Origin of the sequence: Methylobacterium indicum, from assembly GCF_001043895.1 — a bacterium.
In the GTDB taxonomy this organism is placed as follows: domain Bacteria; phylum Pseudomonadota; class Alphaproteobacteria; order Rhizobiales; family Beijerinckiaceae; genus Methylobacterium; species Methylobacterium indicum.
Genome location: NZ_JTHF01000056.1, coordinates 1 through 14,530 on the forward strand (window position 1 = coordinate 1; position 14,530 = coordinate 14,530).

General features: G+C 68.9%; 11 protein-coding genes and 3 tRNA genes. 6 read left to right on the top strand and 8 right to left on the bottom strand.

Annotation, left to right across the window (positions count from 1 at the left end; translation table 11 throughout):
• Positions 1-308 precede the first annotated feature (308 nt).
• From QR78_RS07110 to QR78_RS07120, 3 genes are all read left to right on the top strand, one after another.
• Positions 309-1,283: an HpcH/HpaI aldolase/citrate lyase family protein gene (locus QR78_RS07110; RefSeq protein ID WP_048426805.1), complete on the top strand. Its 975-nt coding sequence runs from the start codon at positions 309-311 to the stop codon at positions 1,281-1,283.
• A gap of 437 nt (positions 1,284-1,720) precedes the next feature.
• On the top strand, positions 1,721-2,923 hold the full coding sequence (locus QR78_RS07115) for an efflux RND transporter periplasmic adaptor subunit (RefSeq protein ID WP_048426806.1): 1,203 nt from the start codon (positions 1,721-1,723) through the stop codon (positions 2,921-2,923).
• 1 nt (position 2,924) lies between these two features.
• Positions 2,925-6,107 carry a multidrug efflux RND transporter permease subunit gene (locus QR78_RS07120; RefSeq protein WP_048426807.1) on the top strand — a complete coding sequence of 1,061 codons (3,183 nt, stop codon included), beginning with the start codon at positions 2,925-2,927 and terminating at the stop codon, positions 6,105-6,107.
• Between the two features lie 334 nt (positions 6,108-6,441).
• On the opposite strand, the gene QR78_RS07125 is transcribed toward QR78_RS07120, so the two are convergent.
• The 6 genes from QR78_RS07125 to QR78_RS07150 form a co-directional block, all read right to left on the bottom strand.
• Positions 6,442-7,293, bottom strand: coding sequence for an alpha/beta fold hydrolase (locus tag QR78_RS07125; protein ID WP_048426808.1), 852 nt, complete (start codon positions 7,291-7,293; stop codon positions 6,442-6,444).
• Between the two features lie 53 nt (positions 7,294-7,346).
• Positions 7,347-7,748, bottom strand: a complete 402-nt coding sequence (locus QR78_RS07130; RefSeq protein ID WP_158004015.1) for a transposase — start codon at positions 7,746-7,748, stop codon at positions 7,347-7,349.
• A 693-nt stretch (positions 7,749-8,441) separates the two neighbouring features.
• Positions 8,442-8,517 (bottom strand) — tRNA-Ala (locus QR78_RS07135).
• 88 nt (positions 8,518-8,605) lie between these two features.
• Positions 8,606-8,681: transfer RNA gene (locus tag QR78_RS07140), tRNA-Ala, on the bottom strand.
• Positions 8,682-8,769: 88 nt separating this feature from the next.
• Positions 8,770-8,845, bottom strand: a tRNA-Ala gene (locus QR78_RS07145).
• A 207-nt stretch (positions 8,846-9,052) separates the two neighbouring features.
• Positions 9,053-9,439, bottom strand: a complete 387-nt coding sequence (locus tag QR78_RS07150; RefSeq protein ID WP_048426836.1) for a TIGR02300 family protein — start codon at positions 9,437-9,439, stop codon at positions 9,053-9,055.
• 170 nt (positions 9,440-9,609) lie between these two features.
• Here QR78_RS07150 and aroA point away from each other — a divergent pair, with 170 nt between their 5' ends.
• From aroA to QR78_RS07165, 3 genes are all read left to right on the top strand, one after another.
• Positions 9,610-10,959: a 3-phosphoshikimate 1-carboxyvinyltransferase gene (gene aroA, locus QR78_RS07155; protein WP_048426810.1), complete on the top strand. Its 1,350-nt coding sequence runs from the start codon at positions 9,610-9,612 to the stop codon at positions 10,957-10,959.
• 8 nt (positions 10,960-10,967) lie between these two features.
• On the top strand, positions 10,968-11,594 hold the full coding sequence (gene cmk, locus QR78_RS07160; protein WP_048426811.1) for a (d)CMP kinase: 627 nt from the start codon (positions 10,968-10,970) through the stop codon (positions 11,592-11,594).
• 307 nt (positions 11,595-11,901) lie between these two features.
• Positions 11,902-13,524, top strand: a complete 1,623-nt coding sequence (locus QR78_RS07165) for an ABC-F family ATP-binding cassette domain-containing protein (protein ID WP_048426812.1) — start codon at positions 11,902-11,904, stop codon at positions 13,522-13,524.
• A 221-nt stretch (positions 13,525-13,745) separates the two neighbouring features.
• Here QR78_RS07165 and QR78_RS35710 read toward each other — a convergent pair whose 3' ends face one another.
• Both QR78_RS35710 and QR78_RS35715 read right to left on the bottom strand, forming a co-directional pair.
• Positions 13,746-14,027: a hypothetical protein gene (locus QR78_RS35710; protein ID WP_202972677.1), complete on the bottom strand. Its 282-nt coding sequence runs from the start codon at positions 14,025-14,027 to the stop codon at positions 13,746-13,748.
• Between the two features lie 24 nt (positions 14,028-14,051).
• Positions 14,052-14,279: a hypothetical protein gene (locus QR78_RS35715; RefSeq protein ID WP_202972678.1), complete on the bottom strand. Its 228-nt coding sequence runs from the start codon at positions 14,277-14,279 to the stop codon at positions 14,052-14,054.
• Positions 14,280-14,530: the final 251 nt, after the last annotated feature.

A 14,530-nucleotide genomic window follows, 5' to 3' on the forward strand; every position in this document is an offset into this window, starting at 1 on the left:
TCCCCTCTCCCCGCGGGCGGGGAGAGGGCTGTGTCCCCCTTGTCGGGGACACAGCAAGCCCGAAGGGCGAGGGTGAGGGGGTGTTTCCGGAGGAGTTTCACTCGTCGAGACCCCCTCACCCTCGCTCCGGCTTTCGCCTCCGCTTGCCGTGTCTCTTGGACAGAGACACGGCCCTCTCCCCGCCCGCGGGGAGAGGGGGAGAGCCCGCGCCTCTCCTTCATCCCGCACAGCCCCGCGCCCCCCACCTTCCGCCACGTTGCATCCGTCCCCGACGGAACGCCAAACTCTTTCCACGGAGGAAACCCAAAATGAGCTTCACCCTCGTCCAGCAAGCCACGCCCCGCCTGCACCGCTCCGAGCTGGCGGTCCCGGGCTCGAACCCGACCTTCATGGAGAAGTCGGCCAAGTCCTCGGCCGACGTGATCTTCCTCGACCTCGAGGACGCCGTCGCCCCCGACGACAAGGAGCAGGCGCGCAAGAACATCGTCCAGGCCCTCAACGAGATCGATTGGGGCACGAAGACGATGATGATCCGCATCAACGGCCTCGACACCCATTACATGTACCGGGACGTGGTCGACATCGTCGAGGCCTGCCCGCGCCTCGACATGATCCTGATCCCGAAGGTCGGCGTGCCGCAGGACGTCTACGCGATCGACGTGCTGGTGACGCAGATCGAGCAGGCGAAGCGCCGCGAGAAGAAGCTCGGCTTCGAGGTGCTGATCGAGACGGCGCTCGGCATGGCCAATGTCGAGGCGATCGCCCAGTCCTCGAAGCGCCTCGAGGCGATGTCCTTCGGCGTCGCCGACTACGCCGCCTCGCTGCGCGCCCGCTCGACCGTGATCGGCGGCGTCAACCCGGATTACTCGGTGCTCACCGACAAGGACGAGACCGGCGGCCGCCAGACCCACTGGCAGGATCCGTGGCTGTTCGCCCAGAACCGGATGCTGGTGGCCTGCCGCGCCTATGGGCTCCGCCCGATCGACGGCCCGTTCGGCGACTTCTCGGACCCGGACGGCTACACCTCGGCGGCGCGGCGCTGCGCGGCTCTGGGCTTCGAGGGCAAGTGGGCGATCCACCCCTCGCAGATCGAGCTGGCCAACGAGGTCTTCACCCCGAGCGAGGCCGAGGTGACCAAGGCGCGCCGCATCCTCTCGGCGATGGAGGAGGCCGCCAAGGCCGGCCGCGGCGCCGTCTCCCTCGACGGGCGCCTCATCGACATCGCGTCGATCCGCATGGCCGAGGCGCTGATCGGCAAGGCCGACGCCATGGCGCGTGCCTGACGGCACGGGCGTGCCTGACGGCACGGGCGTGCCTGACGGCACGGGCGTGCCTGACTGCCGAGGGCGCCGACGACTCGAGGGCGTCTGACGGCCCGAAGCCGAGGACGGGAGGCCGGCCGCCGTGCCGGCCCCCGTCACCCCGACACCGTTTTCCCTCCCGCACAGGTTCCGGCGAGCCCCGCGCCGACGATCGGTCAGCCTTGTCCGCCGCGCGGAGACGACGCACGGCTCTCGCACACGCGAGAAACAGTCGAGTGGCATACGCTCGAAGGATGCCGGCCCGCGCAGCCGCCCCGGCGGCCCTGTGACAGGCGTCGCGACCGGCATAGACTGGAGTCTCGCACACCGTGCGCCATGTCCGGTCTTCGACGTTGCCGCGTCGTCCGGCGGGACACTCTCGCGTTGCCGGACGACGCCCGAGTGGAAGCGTGCGGCCGATGAGATCAGAACAGGGTGCTGACGCACGGAAACGCCGGCGCGGCGGGTGGCTCGTCGCCCTGGCGATCCTGGCCGGCGCCGGTGGCGCCTATGCGTGGCACAACCGGGAGCAGGCGGCCGCGGCGAAGCCGGCCGCCCGCGCCCCCGCCCCGGTGCCGGTGACCCTCGCCCGGGTCGAGCGGGGGCCCCTCGCTGTGGTGCTGTCCGGCCTCGGCACGGTGCAGGCCTACAACACCGTGCAGGTGCGCAGCCGGGTCGACGGCGAGATCCTGAAGATCGGCTTTCGCGAAGGCCAGGTGGTGAAGAAGGGCGACCTCCTCGCCCAGGTCGATCCGCGCCCCTACCAGGCCGCCCTCGATCAGGCCAGGGCGAAGAAGGCCCAGGACGAGGCCAACGTGAAGAACGCGAAGGCCGACCTGGAGCGCTACACCAAGCTCGGCGACTACGCCTCGCGCCAGCAGACCGAGACGCAGGGCGCCACGGTCAACCAGCTCACCGCCCAGATCGCCGGCGACCAGGCGGCGATCGACAACGCGGCGACGCAACTCTCCTACGCGACGATCCAGGCGCCGATCGACGGCGTCACCGGCTTCCGGCTGATCGACGTCGGCAACATCGTCAACGCCGCGCAGCAGACCGCGATCGTCACCATCACCCAGGTCGAGCCGATCTTCGTGGTCTATACCGCGCCCGAGGAGCAGCTCGGCGAGGTGATGCGGGCGCTCGCCGCCGGCACGGTCCCGGTCGAGGCCTGGAGCACGGACGGGATGGCCCGGTTGTCCGAGGGGCGGCTCGACCTCGTCAACAACCAGGTCGACACGGCGACCGGGACGATCCGGCTCAAGGCCTCCTTCGCCAACAAGGACCACGCCCTGTGGCCGGGGGTCTCGGTCTCGACCAAGATGCGCACCGGCACGATTCCGGACGCCGTCACGGTGCCGGACGACGCGGTGCAGCACGGGCCGAACGGGCTCTACGCCTTCGTGGTCGACGACCAGATGAAGGCCCACATGCAGCCGATCAGCGTCGGCCGCTCCAACGACGGCCGCAGCCAGGTGCTCAAGGGCCTGTCGCCGGGCCAGACCGTGGTCTGGCGCGGCCAGTCGCGGGTGCAGGAGGGCGCGCTCGTCGCCGAGGCGACGCCCGCGGCGCCCGCACGCCAGGCGGACAACGCCGCCCTGACCCAGAGCGAGGCGCGCTGACATGCAGCTCGGCACCGGGCAGGGGGAGACCGCGCGCGGCGGCATCTCCGGCTACTTCATCCGCTTTCCGATCGCGACCTCGCTGATCATGGCCGGGATCCTGTTCATCGGGATCGTGGCCTATCCGCTGCTCGGCGTCGCGCCCCTGCCGCAGGTCGATTTCCCGACGATCCAGGTCACCGCGCAGCTGCCCGGGGGCAGCCCCGAGACCATGGCCTCGACGGTGGCCCAGCCGCTGGAGCGACAGTTCGCGCAGGTTCCCGGCGTCAGCCAGATGACCTCGACGAGCGCTCTAGGCATCTCGTCGATCACCGTGCAGTTCGACCTCGGCCGCAACATCGACGGGGCGGCGAACGACATCCAGGCGGCGATCAACGCCGCCGGCGGGCAGCTGCCGAAGACCCTGCCGAGCCCGCCGACCTACCGCAAGGTGAACCCGGCCGATTCGCCGATCCTGCTGCTCTCGGCCACCTCCGACACCCTGCCGCTGACCGAGGTCGACGACGCCGCCGACGTGCAACTGGCGCAGCGCATCAGCCAGGTCACGGGCGTCGGCCAAGTGCTGATCGGCGGCCAGCAGAAGCCGGCGGTGCGGGTGCAGATCGACCCGGCGAAGCTCGTCGCCAAGGACCTGTCGCTCGAGGACGTGCGGACCCAGCTGTCGATCACCACGGTCAACAGCCCGAAGGGCAGCTTCGACGGCCAGACCCGCAGCTACACGGTCTACGCCAACGACCAGCTCACCCGCGCCAAGGACTGGAACGACGTCATCATCGCCTACCGCAACGGCGCCCCGTTGCGGGTGCGCGACATCGGCCAGGCGGTGGCGGGGCCGGAGGACGTGAAGCAGGCGGCCTGGGCCAACGGCCAGCGCGGCGTGTTCCTGGTCATCTTCAAGCAGCCCGGCGCCAACGTCATCGACACGGTCGACCGGATCAAGGCGGAGTTGCCGCGCATCACCGCCTCGCTGCCGGCGGGCGTGAAGGTCCAGACGCTGAGCGACCGGACCCAGACCATCCGCGCCGCCGTCGAGGACGTGCAGTTCACGCTGCTCCTCACCATCGCGCTCGTGGTGATGGTGATCTTCGTCTTCCTGCGCTCGGTCTGGGCCACCATCATCCCGAGCGTGACGGTGCCGCTGGCGCTGCTCGGCGCCTGCGCGCTGATGTGGATGGCGGGCTACACCCTCGACAACCTGTCGCTGATGGCGCTCACCATCGCGGTCGGCTTCGTGGTCGACGACGCGATCGTGGTCCTGGAGAACATCGCCCGCTACGTCGAGGAGGGGATGAAGCCGATGCAGGCCGCGCTCAAGGGCGCGGGCGAGATCGGCTTCACCATCGTGTCGATCTCGGTCTCGCTGATCGCGGTGCTGATCCCGCTCCTGCTGATGGGCGGCATCATCGGCCGGCTGTTCCGCGAATTCGCCGTGGTGCTGTCGATGACGATCGGCGTCTCGGCCTTCGTGTCGCTGTCGCTGACCCCGATGATGGCCTCGCGCTTCCTGAAGGAGCACACGAACGAGCATCACGGACGCCTCTACCGCTGGAGCGAGCGCGTCTTCGATCGCATGCTGTCGGCTTACGAATCCGCCCTCGACGTGGCGCTCCGCCACCACGTCGTGACGTTCCTGACCTTCCTGGGCACGGTAGCGCTCACCGGCTACCTGTTCGTGGTGATTCCGAAGGGCTTCTTCCCGCAGCAGGATACCGGCCTCATCGTCGGCATCACGGAAGGCGGGCAGGACATCTCGTTTGCCGCGATGGAGGACCGCCAGCACGCGGTCGGCGCGGTGATCCAGGCCGACCCGGATGTCGCGAGCGTCGCGATGTCGATCGGCGGCAGCGGCCAGGCGCTCAATTCCGGCCGGATGTTCATCACCCTCAAAGCCCGGGACGAGCGGGAGGCCGACGCCTTCCAGATCATCGGCCGGCTGCGGCCGAAGCTCGCGAAGATCGAGGGCGTGAAGGTCTTCCTCCAGGCCTCGCAGGACGTGCGCACCGGCGGGCGCGCCTCGCGCACCCAGTTCGAGTACACGCTCCAGGACCCGAACCTCGACGAGCTCAACACCTGGTCGCCGCGCCTCCTGGAGAAGCTGAAGACTCTGCCGGAACTGCGCGACGTCGCCACCGACCAGCAGACCGACGGCACCACCCTGACGCTGACGATCAACCGCGACGCCGCCTCGCGCTACGGCATCACGCCGCAAGCGATCGACGACACGCTCTACGACGCGATCGGACAACGCCAGGTGGCGCAATACTTCACCCAGCTCAACAGCTACCACGTGATCATGGAGATCCTGCCGGCACTGCAGGGCAACCCGGATTCCCTGCGCAACATCTACGTGAAATCGCCGACGACCGGGGGCCAGGTGCCGCTCGCGGCCTTCGCCACCTGGACCACCGTGCCGGTGCGGCCGCTCTCGATCAGCCACCAGGGCCAGTTCCCCGCGGTGACGATCAGCTTCAACCTCGCCCCCAACGTCGCGCTGGGCACCGCGACCGCGGCGATCGACAAGGCGGCCAAGGATCTCGGCATTCCGGCGACGCTGGCGACCGGCTTCCAGGGCACCGCGCAAGCCTTCCAGCAATCGCTCTCGACGGTGCCGCTGCTCATCGTCGCCGCCCTGGTGGTGGTCTACCTGATCCTCGGCATCCTCTACGAGAGCTACATCCACCCGCTGACCATCCTCTCGACCCTGCCCTCGGCCGGCGTCGGCGCGCTCGCGATGCTCTTGTGGTTCGGCTACGATTTCAGCCTGATCGCGCTGATCGGCATCATCCTGCTGATCGGCATCGTGAAGAAGAACGGCATCATGCTGGTCGATTTCGCGATCGTCGCCGAGCGCACCGAGGGGATCGGCCCCGAGGAGGCGATCCGTAAGGCGGCCCTGCTGCGCTTCCGCCCGATCCTGATGACCACGATGGCGGCCTTGCTCGGCGGCATCCCGCTGATGTTCGGCACCGGCACCGGCTCGGAGATCCGCCAGCCGCTCGGCTACGCCATGGTCGGCGGGCTGGCGGTCAGCCAGGTGCTGACGCTGTTCACCACGCCGGTGATCTACATCTACCTCGACACCCTCGCGACCTGGCTGTCCGGGCGCCGGCACGGGCCGGAGACGAAGGACGAGGCGCCGGAGGACAAGGAGGAGCCGGGACGCCTGCGGGAGGCGGCGGAGTAGGGGCGGGCTCCCGCGTGCCCGGATCGTAAGCGGGCGTGAGACGACCGTGCCTTCGATGTCACGCCGGAGCCGCCGCGGAAGACGTCCGCAATGCCACGATCCACGATACTGACGGAGGCGCATGCCGAGAGGCCGACGTTCCGTGATGGGCCAACCCCTTTCCGGGCCCGGTACGGACCTGCACGACGGAAGCGAATGACGCTTCAGTCGTCCGGGAAAGGGGGATGGCTTACGAGTGGCCGAGAACCGAACGTACCGTATCCATCAGTATCGTGGACCGTGCGCTGCAATCGGGCGCCGCTCTCATGCCGGAGAGCCGTCTGCCGGAGAGCCGTCACGCCGTGCCGATGAACTCCCGCAGAACCGCGACGGCGCGCTCGGGCGCGTCGCCGAACACGCCGTGGCCGCACTCTGCGAACCGCTCGAACCGCACCCGATCCGGCGGCAGGGCCGCGACGAGGGCCTCGCTGACGCTCATCGGCATGACGGGGTCGCGGTCGCCCGCCATGACGAGGACGGGGCAGCGCAGACCCGCGAGGGCGGAGCGAAAATCCATGCGGCCCTGCTCGTTGGCCGGGCCGTTGAAGTGCAGGGCGGTGTCGTGGCGGATCCGGACGCGGCGCAGCTCGGCCGGGTCCGCCGGGGTACGGCGGTAGAGCGGCCGGCAGACACGGATGAACGCCTCCCGCCGCTCGGCGGTCGGGTCCGTCCAGTAGGACTCGGCGATGCGGGCGGCCTCCGGACCGCCCAGGCGGCCGAACATCGCGAACACCGCCGGAAAATCGACCTTGGCGGCGGTGCTCACCAGGACGAGCTTGCCCGGATGGTCGGGATGGCGCGTCGCATCGGATTGGGCGACGAACCCGCCCCACGACATCCCGAGCACGATCGGCCGGACGAGACCGAGGGCATCGCACAAGCCCTTCACGTCGTCGCCCCATTGGGCGAGCGTCCAGGCGGAGCGGTCACCGTCCTCGCTCCGGCCGTTGCCGCGCTGATCGACATAGACCACCTGCGCCACGTCGCTCAGGCGGGAGAACAGGGGCTTGAAGCCGCTATGGTCGAAGCCCGGACCGCCATGGAGGAGAAGCAAGGTCGGCTTCTCCCGCATGGCGTCGCCCTCGGGCACCAGCCCGGCATTCTCCACGTCGACGAACAGGCGAACGCCGTTGACGGAGACGAACACGGTGCCCTCCGTAGCCGGAGCGGGGGGAGCGCGCCGGCTCCCCGGGCGGCGGGTCAGGCCACCGCCGCCTGCGGCTGCACGCTGAGCAGCATGTTGGCGATCTGGCGCACCTGCAATTCGCTGTCCTGGAGCTCCTTCTTGCGGGCGCCGCCATAGGCGAACTCGTCGTGGTCGATACCCGGGACCTGCAGGCCCGCCTCCACGAAGGATTGCTCGAGCCGGGTGAGGAGCTGCCCCCACACGCCGAGGCGCGACCAGCGGATGAAGGTCTGCGCCGCCATCCACCAGGGACCGTACTGGGCCGGGACCGCGCGCCAGTTGGTGTCGTGCCAGTGGCGCCACAGGATCGCGTCCACGGTGCGCTTCAGGTCATGGGGCTGGGTCTTGCCACGGGGCCGGCAGCCTTCGAGCAACGGTGCGAGCAAAGCCCACTGCGCCTCCGTCAACATTAACATCCCCTCGTTCACGTTTCCGCTGACGGGCATGTTACCAAGGGTAATCTGCTTCTTCAATCACTGCATCGACCGGATTCTGCAGTTTGTTTGCCCGTCGCAACCGCGAAAAATCCCCGATCGTTTGTGTTCGAACATGAACAGAGCGATGACGTTCATGATGTTACTTAAAAGATTAGATGTTTCGGTCTGTAAATTCTTGTTAGTTTTTGCGATACAAATCGAAGTAAAACCCCGCCCATCCTGCGGCGCACGGGTGCATCCCAGGCTCCAGTATCGGTACCGGCCGGGACCGACACGACCACCGCACCGCCGGGACGTGAATGAATTATTCTTCGAAGCCGAAAACCGAACGTACCAGGACGCGAAATACCGTGATGGGCGATTGCATCATTGTCGCTGCGTCGCGGGGTGCGCGGGCCGTCCCGCCATCTGGGGCAGCCGGGATCGGCACCGAGGGCAGGCCCGCCGGGATCCGCGATGCGCGGCAAACCGGGAAAGCACCGGGAACCGAGCGCCACGGGCTCCGGGCCCGGATCGAAGAGGCGGGTTGCCGGCGGCAGGGCGCCACGCGGGAGGCACACCGGTCCGGCCGGACCGATTCCGAGGACGAGGATTTTCGCGACATCCCGGACGGCAAAGAGGCCGCCGGGGCAGCCTTGCATCACGCTGCGATCGATTCCGAGAGGGAGGGGATGGTGGAGCTTAGCGGGATCGAACCGCTGACCTCCTGCATGCCATGCAGGCGCTCTCCCAGCTGAGCTAAAGCCCCATCCACATCCGCGGCACTGGGTGGGCCGCGGGTCGTCTCGATGATCGCGGAGCGATCGTCATCACGTCAGGCTTCGCCCGAAATGATGTGGTGGAGCTTAGCGGGATCGAACCGCTGACCTCCTGCATGCCATGCAGGCGCTCTCCCAGCTGAGCTAAAGCCCCATCCTCATCCGCGGCACTGGGTGGGCCGCGGGTCGTCTCGATGATCGCGGAGCGATCGCCATCACGTCAGGCTGCGCCCGAAATGATTTGGTGGAGCTTAGCGGGATCGAACCGCTGACCTCCTGCATGCCATGCAGGCGCTCTCCCAGCTGAGCTAAAGCCCCACTCCAAGGACGTTTGGGATCCGTCCGAGAACCGGCCCGCCACCCTCCGGGAGGGCGCCGTCGCCGGTGAGCGGCTGTATATGAGGGTGCGGCGTTCGACACAAGCCCTCGGGGCGGGTCTTCGCGAAGTTTTCGTGACTGCCGCGAATTCCCGAGATCAATCAACGAGTTGGGGCGACAACCGGGCACTTGTCGCCCCCGCGGCGATCAGGATTCCTCGTCGCTCTCGATATCGCTGTCGATGAAGTCGGAGACGTCGTCGCCGCCCTCCTCGTCCTCTTCCAGGAAGGTGTCGTCGTCGCCGCCGGCATCGGCCACGTCGGCATCGTCGTCGCCCGCCACGTCGTCGCCGCCCTCGGCAGCCTCGACCTCGTCGAGGGAGACCATCTCGGGGGCGCCGGCCTCCTCCTCGGTCTCCTCTTCACGCGGGGCGCGGTTGGCGATCGCCGGGGCGGGGACGCGGGTGGAGGTGAGGGCGGCGACCTGATAGACGGTGCCGCATTTCGGGCACACGGCAGGATCCCTGCTGAGGTCGTAGAATTTGGCGCCGCAGCTCATGCACTGGCGCTTCAAGCCGAGTTCCGGTCTGGCCACGGTGGTCACGTTCCTGTCGATGTCGCTAAGAGTGGGTTCGGTTAGTCGCGCCCGCCAGCGCTGTCAAATAGCCGTGTGTCCAGCGGATGACGGGGCGGCGTGCCCGTGGTAACGACCCCGCCGTTTTCCCGCGCGTCCCTCGCGATTCTCGAGAACCAGGCCGTCTGCCCGTGTCGCACGATTCCACTCCGTCCCCGATCACCGCCCAGGCCGGGACGGCCCTCAAGGGCCGGCTGCGGCCGCCCGGCGACAAGTCGATCTCGCACCGCGCGATCATCCTCGGCCTGCTCAGCCTCGGCGAGACCCGGATCGAGGGCCTGCTCGAGGGCGACGACGTGCTGCGCACCGCCGCCGCCGCCAAGGCGCTCGGCGCGGGCATCGACCGGGACGGGGAGGGGCGCTGGCGGGTGCGCGGCGTCGGCGTCGGCGGCCTGTCGGATCCGGCCGGCGTGCTCGATTTCGGCAATGCCGGCACCGGCTCGCGGCTGATGATGGGCGTGGTCGGCGGCCATCCGGTCACCGCGACCTTCGACGGCGACGCCTCGCTGCGCAAGCGGCCGATGCGGCGGATCCTCGATCCCCTGGTGCAGATGGGCGTGAGCGTGGTGGAGCAGGCCGAGGGCGGCCGGGTGCCGCTGACCCTGCGCGGCCCCCGCGAGGCGGTGCCGGTCACCTACGAGAGCCCGGTCGCCTCCGCGCAGGTGAAGTCGGCGGTGCTGCTCGCCGGCCTCAACGCGCCTGGCGTCACCACGGTGATCGAGGCCGCCGCGACCCGCGACCACACCGAGCGGATGCTGCGCCTGTTCGGCGCGCATGTCGAGGTCGAGGCGATCGGCCCCGGCGGGCACGGCCGGCGCATCGCGCTCACCGGCCAGCCGACCCTCACCGCCACCGACGTGGTGGTGCCCGCCGATCCGTCCTCGGCGGCCTTCGCGATGGTGGCGGCGCTCGTCGTGCCGGGCTCCGAGGTGGTGATCGAGGGGGTGATGATGAACCCGCTCCGCACCGGCCTCATGACCACGCTGATCGAGATGGGCGGCGACATCGAGCGCCTCAACGAGCGCGAGGAGGGCGGCGAGACCGTGGCCGACCTGCGGGTGCGCCACAGCCGCCTGACGGGCGTCGCGGTGCCGCCCGAGCGGGCTCCGGCGATGATCGACGAGTACCCGGTGCTCGCCGTGGCGGCTTCCTGCGCGCAAGGCACCACCCGGATGCAGGGCCTGCACGAGCTCCGGGTCAAGGAATCCGACCGCCTCGCCGCGGTGGCGGCCGGCCTGAAGGCCAACGGCGTCTCCCACATCGTCGAGGGCGACGACCTGATCGTGCACGGCGACGGGTCGGCGCCGCAGGGCGGCGGCACGGTCGAGACCCATCTCGACCACCGCATCGCCATGGCGTTCCTGGTGCTCGGCATGGTCGCAGGCAAGCCGGTGACGGTCGACGACGGCGCCATGATCGCCACGAGCTACCCGGCCTTCCTCGCCGACATGCGGGCGCTCGGCGCCGCGCTCAGCGTGTGAGCGGCCCGATGGTGATCGCGATCGACGGCCCGGCGGCCTCCGGCAAGGGGACGCTGGCCAAGCGCCTGGCGGAGCATTACCGCCTGCCGCACCTCGATACCGGGCTGCTCTACCGGGCGGTGGCGCTGACGCTCCTCGATGCCGGCCAGGACCTGGCCGACGCCGACGCCGCGGCGGCCGCGGCGCGGGGGCTCGAGGCCGGCTTCCTCGCCGATCCGCGCCTGCGCGGCAGCGCCATGGGCGAGGCGGCCTCGATCGTCTCGGCGCAAGGAGCGGTGCGCGCCGCGCTCCTCGACTGGCAGCGGCGCTTCGCCGGGGCGGCCGAAGGTGCGGTGCTCGACGGGCGCGACATCGGCACCGTGGTCTGCCCGGACGCCGCCGTGAAGCTTTTTGTCACCGCCTCGGCGGAGGAGCGCGCGCGGCGCCGTCACCGCGAGCTCGACGGGCGCGGCGAGGCGGTGGCCTACGAGGCGGTCCTGTCCGACATCCTGCGCCGCGACGCCCGCGACGCCGACCGCGCCGCCGCCCCCCTGCGGGTGGCCGAGGACGCGGTGGTGATCGACACCACGACGCTGGACGCCGACGCCGCCTTCCGGGCCGCCACCGACGTGGTCGACGGGCGGGACAGGGCCTAGGGGCCGAGCGCTCCGACGCGCCCATCCCACCTGCGACCTCATCCTGAGGTGTCGGTCCATCACCGATGGACTGGCCTCGAAGGAGACCTCCAGAAAGCACCGCGATCCCTGGAGCCCTCCTTCGAGGTCGGCCGATCTTCGATCGGTCAACGCCTCAGGATGAGGTCGGGGATGGGATGAAGTGCGACGACGGCATCAGCCGGTCGAGAATCCCGCCCGACACCACGCCGCCACGAATCCGTGGCATGCATCTCCAACGACACCGCGCGCGATCCGCTGCGCCCTCCACTTCGGACCCCCGCCTCCCATGATCCGCCTCGACAAGATCGCCAAGCAGAACGGCAACCAGCTCCTCTTCATCGAGGCGTCCGCCGCGCTTCAGCGCGGCGAGAAGGTCGGGCTCGTCGGTCCCAACGGCGCCGGCAAGACGACGCTGTTTCGCATGATCACCGGCGAGGAGCAGCCCGACGAGGGCCAGGTCTCGTCCGATCGCGGCATCACCATCGGCTATTTCAGCCAGGATGTCGGCGAGATGGCGGGCCGCTCCGTCCTGTCCGAGGTGATGGACGGCGCGGGTCCCGTGAGCGCGATCGCCGCCGAGCTGCGCGAGATCGAGACGGCGCTCGCCGATCCCGACCGGGCCGACGAGATGGAGGCGCTCGTCGAGCGCTACGGCGAGGTGCAGGGCCGGTTCGAGGAGCTCGGCGGCTACGCGCTGGAGGGCCGGGCCCACGAGGTGCTGGCGGGCCTGAGCTTTTCCCCCGAGATGGTCGAGGGCGATGTCGGCGCCCTGTCGGGCGGCTGGAAGATGCGCGTCGCGCTCGCCCGCATCCTGCTCATGAACCCCGACGTGATGCTGCTCGACGAGCCGAGCAACCACCTCGACATCGAGAGCCTGATCTGGCTCGAGGACTTCCTCCGGGGCTTCGACGGCGCGCTGCTGATGACCTCGCACGACCGGGCCTTCATGAACCGGATCGTCGGCAAGATCATCGAGATCGATGCCGGTTCGCTCACCACCTATTCGGGCGACTACGCCTTCTATGAGCAGCAGCGGGCCCAGAACGAGGCGCAGCAGCAGGCGCAGTTCGAGCGCCAGCAGGCGATGCTGGCCAAGGAAATCAAGTTCATCGAGCGCTTCAAGGCGCGCGCCTCGCACGCGGCCCAGGTCCAGAGCCGGGTGAAGAAGCTCGACAAGATCGAGCGCGTCGAGCCGCCCCGGCGCCGCCAGAGCGTGGCCTTCGACTTCCCCGCCGCGCCCCGCTCCGGCGACGACGTGATCAGCCTGAAGGCGGTCTCCAAGAGCTACGGCAGCCGCACGATCTACGACGGGCTCGATTTCGGCATCCGCCGCAAGGAGCGCTGGTGCGTGATGGGCGTCAACGGCGCCGGCAAGTCGACGCTGCTCAAGCTCGCCACCGGCACCACGGAGCCGGATTCGGGCAGCGTGACCATCGGCGCCAGCGTCAAGCTCGGCTACTTCGCCCAGCACGCCATGGACACGCTGGTCGGCGAGCAGACGGTGTTCGAGTTCCTGGAGGAGGCGTTCCCCCAGGCCGGCCAGGGCTCGCTGCGCACGCTCGCCGGCTGCTTCGGCTTCTCGGGCGACGACGTCGAGAAGCGCTGCCGGGTGCTGTCGGGCGGAGAGAAGGCCCGCCTCGCCATGGCGAAGATGCTCTACGACCCGCCGAACTTCCTCGTCCTCGACGAGCCGACCAACCACCTCGACGTCGGCACCAAGGACATGCTGATCGCCGCGCTCGCCCAGTACGAGGGCACGATGCTGTTCGTCTCGCACGACCGGCACTTCCTCGCCGCCCTGTCGAACCGGGTGCTGGAGCTGACGCCCGAGGGCATCCACCTTTATGGCGGCGGATACACGGAATACGTCGAGAAGACCGGGCAGGAGGCGCCGGGTCTGCGGCACTAGAGTGCTTTCCGACGACGTGGGATCGGTTCGCCGCGGAGAATGCGGCAGGATCGGGCGTCTAGATCAGTGTCCGGTCGTAGCCCGATCGGACACTGATCTAGATATGCAGTCCTGGACTGTAATGGTGCATCCTCGGACCGATACGGTGGTCGGACGATGCAAGATAGCAGGCATTCTCCAGAGCCTGTTTGATCGACAGGACAAGTCGATCAAACAGACCCTCACGGTGCAACACCGGCGACGACGATGGTGACGGGAAAATATGCGTCGGGGCGCTGGGACACGTCGGGCTCACCGATTGTCAGCGCTTGCGCACCGTAGCGTGCGGTGGCGGGATCGCCGTACGAGGTCTTCTTGAAGTAGCTCGTCTGCACGCCATCGCGCAAAAGCGTCCTCAGCGTGTGGCTCCAGTTGAACCTGGCCCCCGCGGCGACCGCGGAGATTCCCGCGCTGGTCACGTCCCAGCGGCACAGGCCGAGCTTGTAGTAATCCTCGTCCCGCAAGGCATCACGGTAGAAATACCCTCTCTACGTGTGGTCGTCCACACGGGTCATCGCAACGACGACACCCGTGTTTGGCACATCCTGCTGACCGAGAAACGAGTTCATCGGCAGGCAATCTTTGTTGATGACCTCGTACCCTACGTTGCCCTCGATCACATCCCACGGTCCCGGTGTGTGCGATGTGGCGGTGATCTCGTAACGCTTGACCGGATGCGGATTCTTCGCGGGTTCTTTCGGATTGCCGTGCGTCATCGAACATCCCACTGTCGGGATCGAGGACAAGGCGAGGGCAGCCAGGACGAGCCGGGTTTGCATGGCGCCAGACTACTCCATCGGCGCCGGAGGCGTCCCTCGGAACGGTCGCTGACCGAAAACGGCGGAGCCCGCCTGCGCGCGCCTCACGGGGCTGTAGCAGGCGGGATCTGCCGCCTTCACCCAGCGACAGCACGCCAAGGGACACGCCCGCTCCTACTCTCGCAACGGCAAAGAAAAGAGGCCGGTGG